We start from the raw sequence: 6138 nt of genomic DNA, 5'->3' as shown, positions 1-6138 counted from the left end.
GCGCTTGGCGCTCAAGTATAATACCACATCACCGCCCGGATGTCAACACTTTTTTACTTCTTTTTTCAAGTTTTTTCGCGCTGACTGAAATCGGCTTCATCTTCTTGTATTTTTCAGACGCAAAACCATACTATCTTTATATAGGTATCGCAGCCGCGGGACGCAAAAGGGCATAAAAAATCCCCCAAGAGACGTTTCCTGCTCGTCTATCGGGGGACTTTCGAAAGACATCATCACTCAAATCTGTTCCGGCGACTAAAAAAAGAGGAACCACAATACTCATAGACAAAGTAAAGGCAATTCCTCAAAATGCAACTGGCTACCATTTTACAGGCCCTTTAGCTTTGCGTCATAGCTTTTCAACTATTTTGCTAAATATTCTATTCGCAAACTCTTTTTTGAGTCGATCAGATTTAACTGATTTTCCAGCGCTCACGCGCCTTCATCTCTCTGGCAATAATATACCATACTCCCTTAGCTCTGTCAATGGTAAATTTTAGAATTTTTATTATTTTTTGGCTGTAACACAAAAAAGGAGGGCAGCCCTTTCGAGCTGCCCTCCAGAGACCTATTTCTCAGCCGATCACTGAGCAGCCTTTGCTGCCTCGATCTGCTTGATGAGTTCGGGAACGACCTTGAACAGGTCGCCAACGATACCGTAGTCAGCCACGCCGAAGATGGGGGCGGACTCGTTCTTGTTGACGGCGATGATGCACTCGGAATCCTGCATACCTGCGGTGTGCTGGATCGCGCCGGAGATGCCCAGAGCCACATAGATCTTGGGGTGGACGGTCTTACCGGTCTGACCCACCTGATGGTCGGCGGTCATCCAGCCTGCGTCGGTGACGGCACGGGATGCGCCGACAACGCCGCCGCCCAGAGCTGCAGCCAGCTGCTCAGCCAGCTCAATGCCCTTGTTGACGTCCTTGCTGATGCCACGGCCCACAGAGACGATGACGTCTGCGCCGATGAGATCGACCAGCTTCTCAGCTGCCTTCTCAACGCTCAGGACCTCGGTCTTCACATCGTCAGCAGTCAGGCTGAATGCGGGCTTCACGATCTGGCAGGCATCTGCCTTGGCCTGATCGAAGGGAGCCTTCTTCATGACGCCGGGACGGACGGTGGACATCTGGGGACGGAAGCGGGGGCAGATAATGGTAGCCATCAGATGGCCGCCGAATGCGGGACGGGTCATCTTCAGGTTGCGATCCTCATAATCGAACTTCTGCTTGGACAGGTCGATGGTGGAGCTTTCCTTCAGGAACTCGACGTACTTTGCAGTGTCGATGTCCAGATGGGTCGCATCAGCGGTCAGGCCGGTGTGCAGACGAGCTGCGCAGCGGGGGCCAAGGTCACGGCCGATGTTGGTAGCACCGATCAGCAGGACCTCAGGCTTATACTCGTTGACCATGTCGCAGACGACCTTAGCGTATGCGTCAGTGGTGTAATCCTTCAGCAGGGGGCTTTCGCAAACCAGAACCTTATCAGCACCATAGCCGCCCAGCTCCTTTGCGATGCCTTCCACGTTGTCGCCCAGCAGCAGACCGGTGACCTCGCAGCCCAGCTCGTCAGCCAGCTTGCGGGCCTCGCTGACCAGCTCAAAATCAGTGGACATCAGTGCGCCCTGGCGCTGCTCGCAGAAGACCCAGACGCCCTTGTATTCGTTAAAATCAGCCATTGTAATCCTATGCTCCTTTCATCAGATCAGGTGCTTCTTGGCCAGGATACCAGCCAGCTGTGCAGCAGTATCGTCGCCAGTCAGCATAGTGCCTGCGCCCTTCTGCGGAGGAGTGAAGGACTTGAAGACGTTCGTCGGAGAACCCTTCAGACCGATGGTATCGACCTCGATCAGCGGATCGTCCTTCAGCGCGTTGTAATCGAACACTTCCATCGGCTTGTCATAGCAGGTGAAGATGCCGTTGACGCTCATATAGCGGGGCTGGTTCAGCTCCTTGATGCAGGTCAGCAGGCAGGGAGTCTGCACCTTGACCATCATGTAGCCGTCTTCCAGCATACGCTTGACGGTAAGGGTGTTGCCATCCTTCTGGATGTCTGCAACATAGGTCACCTGAGGCAGGTGCAGCTTCTCAGCGATCTGAGGGCCGACCTGTGCGGTATCGCCATCGATTGCCTGACGGCCGCAGAACACGACGTCCTCGGGGCCGACACCGATCTTGTTGACCGCAGCAGCGAGGATCTGGCTGGTTGCGAAGGTATCGGAACCTCCGAACTCGCGGCCGGACACCAGAACAGCCTTGTCAGCGCCGCGGGCCAGCAGCTCACGCAGCATACCCTCGGCCGGCGGGGGACCCATGGTGACGACGACGACTTCGCAGCCGGTCTCGTCCTTCAGCTTCAGGGCGGCCTCCAGAGCGTTCAGGTCATCGGGGTTGGTAATGGTTGCCATAGAGGCACGGTCCAGAGTACCGTCCGCCTTGACGGCCACCTTACCGGAGGTATCAGGAACCTGCTTTACACAAACGATTGCTTTCATTGTAAATCTTGCCTCCCTTACTTCAGCAGCGCGCCGGAAATGACCATCATCTGCACTTCGCTGGTGCCCTCGTAGATCTCAGTGATCTTGGCATCGCGCATCATACGCTCGATGGGGTAATCACGGGTGTAGCCGTAGCCACCGAACAGCTGCAGGCAGCGGCGGGTGACATCGCTGGCGGTGCGGGCTGCGATCAGCTTAGCCTCAGCAGCCTCGACGCTGTAGCGGACCTTTGCGCCGTTCATTGCTTCCTGCTTCTTCAGAGCGGCAGCGTAGACCAGATACTTTGCAGCCTCGATGCGGGCCTTCATCTCAGCCAGCTCGAACTGGGTGTTCTGGAAAGCGGAAATGCTGCGGCCAAACTGCTTGCGCTCCTTGACGTAAGCGACAGTCTCCTGCAGAGCGCCCTCGGCGATGCCCAGAGCCTGAGAGGCGATGCCGATACGGCCGCCGTCCAGAGTGGCCATAGCCAGCTGGAAGCCCTTGCCACGGATGCCCAGCATACGGTCCTTCGGGATGCGGCAGTCCTCAAAGATCAGCTCGCAGGTGGAAGAACCACGGATGCCCATCTTGTCCTCAGCCTTGCCGACGGAGAAGCCCGGGTCGGTGCGCTCCACGATGAAGGCGGAGCACAGCTTGGTGGGACGGCCCTTCTTGTCGGGCACGACGTCGGTGACAGCGATGACGATGAAGACATCAGCAAAGCCGGCATTGGTGATGAAGATCTTGGAGCCGTTCAGCACCCAGTAATCGCCATCTTCCTTTGCGATGGTCTGCTGGCCCTGAGCGTCGGTGCCGGCGCCCGGCTCGGTCAGGCCGAAAGCGCCCAGCCACTCGCCGCTGCACAGCTTGGGCAGGTACTTTGCCTTCTGCTCGGGGGTGCCGTTCTCGTAGATGGGGGCTGCGCACAGGCTGGTGTGTGCGGAAACGATAACACCGGTGGTGCCGCAGACCTTGCTCAGCTCCTCAACTGCCATGACGTAAGACAGGACATCGCCGCCTGCGCCGCCAACGGAAGTGGGGAAGTAAATGCCCATCATGCCCAGCTTGCCCATCTTCTCGACGGTCTCCTTGGGGAAATACTCTTCGGCATCAACTTTCTTTGCCAGAGGCTTAACTTCGTTTTCAGCAAACTCGCGGTACATCTTCTGCACCATCTGCTGCTGCTTGGACAGAGTAAAATCCATCGCTATATCCTCCTAACGGATGTTTTTCTTTCAGCACAGGGCAGCTGCACGCTTGTCCTGTGCAAACAAATTCCTCCCGGCCGCTTTTTGAGGGCGACCGAGAGAAATTTCAAACTAAATTACAGCTCGTCCACCGGGGTCTTGGTGCGGTCTGCGTTGTAAACGTAGAAGCCCTTGCCGCTCTTGCAGCCCAGATTGCCGCCGCGGACCATCTTGCGGATCAGCGGGCAGGCACGATACTTGCTGTCGCCGGTCTCCTTGTACAGGACGTCCATGATGGCGAGGCAGATGTCCAGACCAATGAAGTCGCCCAGCTCCAGGGGGCCCATCGGGTGGTTAGCACCCAGCTTCATGGCGGTGTCGATGCCAGCGATGTTGGAGACGCCCTCCATCTTGATGAAGGCAGCCTCATTGATCATCGGGATCAGGATGCGGTTGACGACGAAGCCGGCAGCCTCGTTGACCTGCACGGGGTTCTTGCCGATGGCTACGGAGATCTCCTTGATCTTCTCGACGGTCTCAGCAGGAGTGTTGCAGCCAGCGATGACCTCGATGAGCTTCATGCGGTCAGCGGGGTTGAAGAAGTGCATACCGATCATGGGACGGGACAGGCCCTTGCCGATCTCGGTGATGGACAGAGAAGAGGTGTTGGAAGCAAAGATGCACTCGGGCTTGCAGATCTTATCCAGCTCGCCGAAAGTGGTCTGCTTGACCTTCATATCCTCGAAAGCAGCCTCAACGATGAGGTCGCAGTCAGCGCACAGTTCTTCCTTCAGGCCCGGGGTGATGGCAGCGACGATAGCGTCGGCCTTCTCCTGCGTCATCTTGCCCTTAGCCACCAGCTTGTCGTAGCCCTTCTTGATCTTTGCCAGACCATTCTCAGCCCACTCCTGCTTGATGTCGCAGAGTGCAACAGTGTTGCCCTCGACCTGAGCAAATGCCTTTGCGATGCCCTGGCCCATAGTGCCAGCGCCGATAACACCGATCTTCATGGGAAATCTCTCCTTTATTATGTAATGTATATCCTCTCCGCCGCCTCCCCTTTCCGGGGAGGCTTTGCAGAGGTGGTTGGTTTTAGTTGTTGGTGAACACAGCCTTGGGCTTCGGTTTCTCACGGCTCAGGAAGCAGGCCGCGTCGGTACTGACTCCACTTCGTTCGCAGCAGCATTGCTGCTGTTGCTCACTCTGTTCCGTAGTACCTCCTTCTCCCCACAAAATCTTGCTGCGCAAGCTTTCGCGGGGGCCCCTTCTTGACGGCATGGCCTGCCCGAGGCTGTCGCTTACCCTTTAGTTGTTTGTGAACACAGCCTTGGGCTTCGGTTTCTCACGGCTCAGGAAGCAGGCCATGCCTTCCTGCTGGTCGTGGGTCTCGAAGCAGTCGCCGAAGAGCTTCTCTTCGACTTCGACAGCCTTCTCGATGGGGAGGCTGATGCCATCATTGATGGCCTTCTTGCAGTTGCGCACCGCGATGGGGGCGTTCTTGGCGATCTTGCCTGCCAGCTTCAGGACATTCTCCATCAGCTCAGCCTGCGGATACACTGCGTTGACCAGACCGATGCGGTATGCCTCGTCTGCCTTGATGTTCAGTGCAGAGTAGACCAGCTGCTTTGCCATGCCCATGCCCACCAGACGGGCCAGACGCTGGGTGCCGCCGAAGCCCGGGGTGATGCCCAGACCGACCTCCGGCTGACCGAACACAGCGTTGTCGGAGCAGATGCGGATGTCGCAGCTCATAGCCAGCTCGTTGCCGCCGCCCAGTGCGAAGCCGTTGACGGCTGCGATGACGGGGATGGGGAAGCTCTCGATCATCAGGAACACATCATTGCCCAGCTTGCCGAAAGCCTCGCCCTCGGCCTTGGTCATGGTGCTCATGGAGCCGATGTCAGCGCCTGCCACGAAGCTCTTGTCGCCTTCGCCGGTCAGGACGATGCAGCGGATGGTCTCCTGATCGACTGCCTCAAAAGCAGCCTTCAGGTCAGCCAGAACCTCGGGGTTCAGAGCGTTCAGTGCCTTCGGGCGGTCGATGGTGATGATCTCGACAGCGCCCTGCACCTCGGTTTTTACAAATGCCATTGTGAAAACCTCCAATCAGGTTATATCTTACTCAAATCAGCCCCCGGACAGGGGGACAGGTCTCCGGTCCTGCCCCTTGTCCGGGCGGTATCAATATCCGGAGTGACCCTTCAAAGGGAACTTAGTCCATCTCGACGATGGTTGCGCAGCCCATGCCGCCGCCGATGCACAGGGTAGCCAGACCCTTCTTTGCACCACGATGCTTCATAGCATACAGCAGGGTGACGAGGATACGAGCGCCGGAAGCGCCGACCGGGTGGCCCAGAGCGATAGCGCCGCCGTTGACGTTCAGCTTGTCCTTGTCAAAGCCCAGAGCCTCGCCGACTGCGATGGACTGAGCGGCGAATGCCTCGTTGGCCTCGATCAGATCCATATCATCAACGG

5 protein-coding genes, 1 pseudogene and 1 riboswitch are annotated in these 6138 nt (G+C 57.3%); all 6 genes and pseudogenes read right to left on the bottom strand.

Going from position 1 to position 6138, the window contains the following annotated elements; all coding sequences use genetic code 11:
* Positions 1-307: 307 nt before the first annotated feature.
* A riboswitch (cyclic di-GMP riboswitch) is annotated at positions 308-383 on the bottom strand.
* 200 nt (positions 384-583) lie between these two features.
* A complete protein-coding gene (acrA, locus tag ACT8X9_RS12510) occupies positions 584-1678 on the bottom strand; it encodes an acryloyl-CoA reductase electron transfer subunit beta (RefSeq protein ID WP_249234346.1) in 1095 nt (364 codons plus the stop codon).
* 21 nt (positions 1679-1699) lie between these two features.
* A complete protein-coding gene (acrB, locus tag ACT8X9_RS12505) occupies positions 1700-2494 on the bottom strand; it encodes an acryloyl-CoA reductase electron transfer subunit gamma (protein WP_227621593.1) in 795 nt (264 codons plus the stop codon).
* A 17-nt stretch (positions 2495-2511) separates the two neighbouring features.
* Positions 2512-3681, bottom strand: coding sequence for an acyl-CoA dehydrogenase (locus ACT8X9_RS12500; RefSeq protein ID WP_227621594.1), 1170 nt, complete (start codon positions 3679-3681; stop codon positions 2512-2514).
* A gap of 119 nt (positions 3682-3800) precedes the next feature.
* Positions 3801-4673, bottom strand: coding sequence for a 3-hydroxyacyl-CoA dehydrogenase family protein (locus tag ACT8X9_RS12495; protein WP_444269207.1), 873 nt, complete (start codon positions 4671-4673; stop codon positions 3801-3803).
* A 295-nt stretch (positions 4674-4968) separates the two neighbouring features.
* Positions 4969-5754, bottom strand: a complete 786-nt coding sequence (locus ACT8X9_RS12490) for an enoyl-CoA hydratase-related protein (protein WP_156064786.1) — start codon at positions 5752-5754, stop codon at positions 4969-4971.
* Positions 5755-5875: 121 nt separating this feature from the next.
* Positions 5876-6138 (bottom strand): annotated as a pseudogene (locus tag ACT8X9_RS12485) (acetyl-CoA C-acyltransferase); the annotation flags it as partial.

Source organism: Faecalibacterium sp. (genome assembly GCF_052358865.1).
Lineage (GTDB): Bacteria > Bacillota > Clostridia > Oscillospirales > Ruminococcaceae > Faecalibacterium > Faecalibacterium butyricigenerans.
The sequence above is the reverse complement of the archived record's forward strand: the minus strand, read 5'-3'. Positions and strand labels throughout refer to the sequence as shown.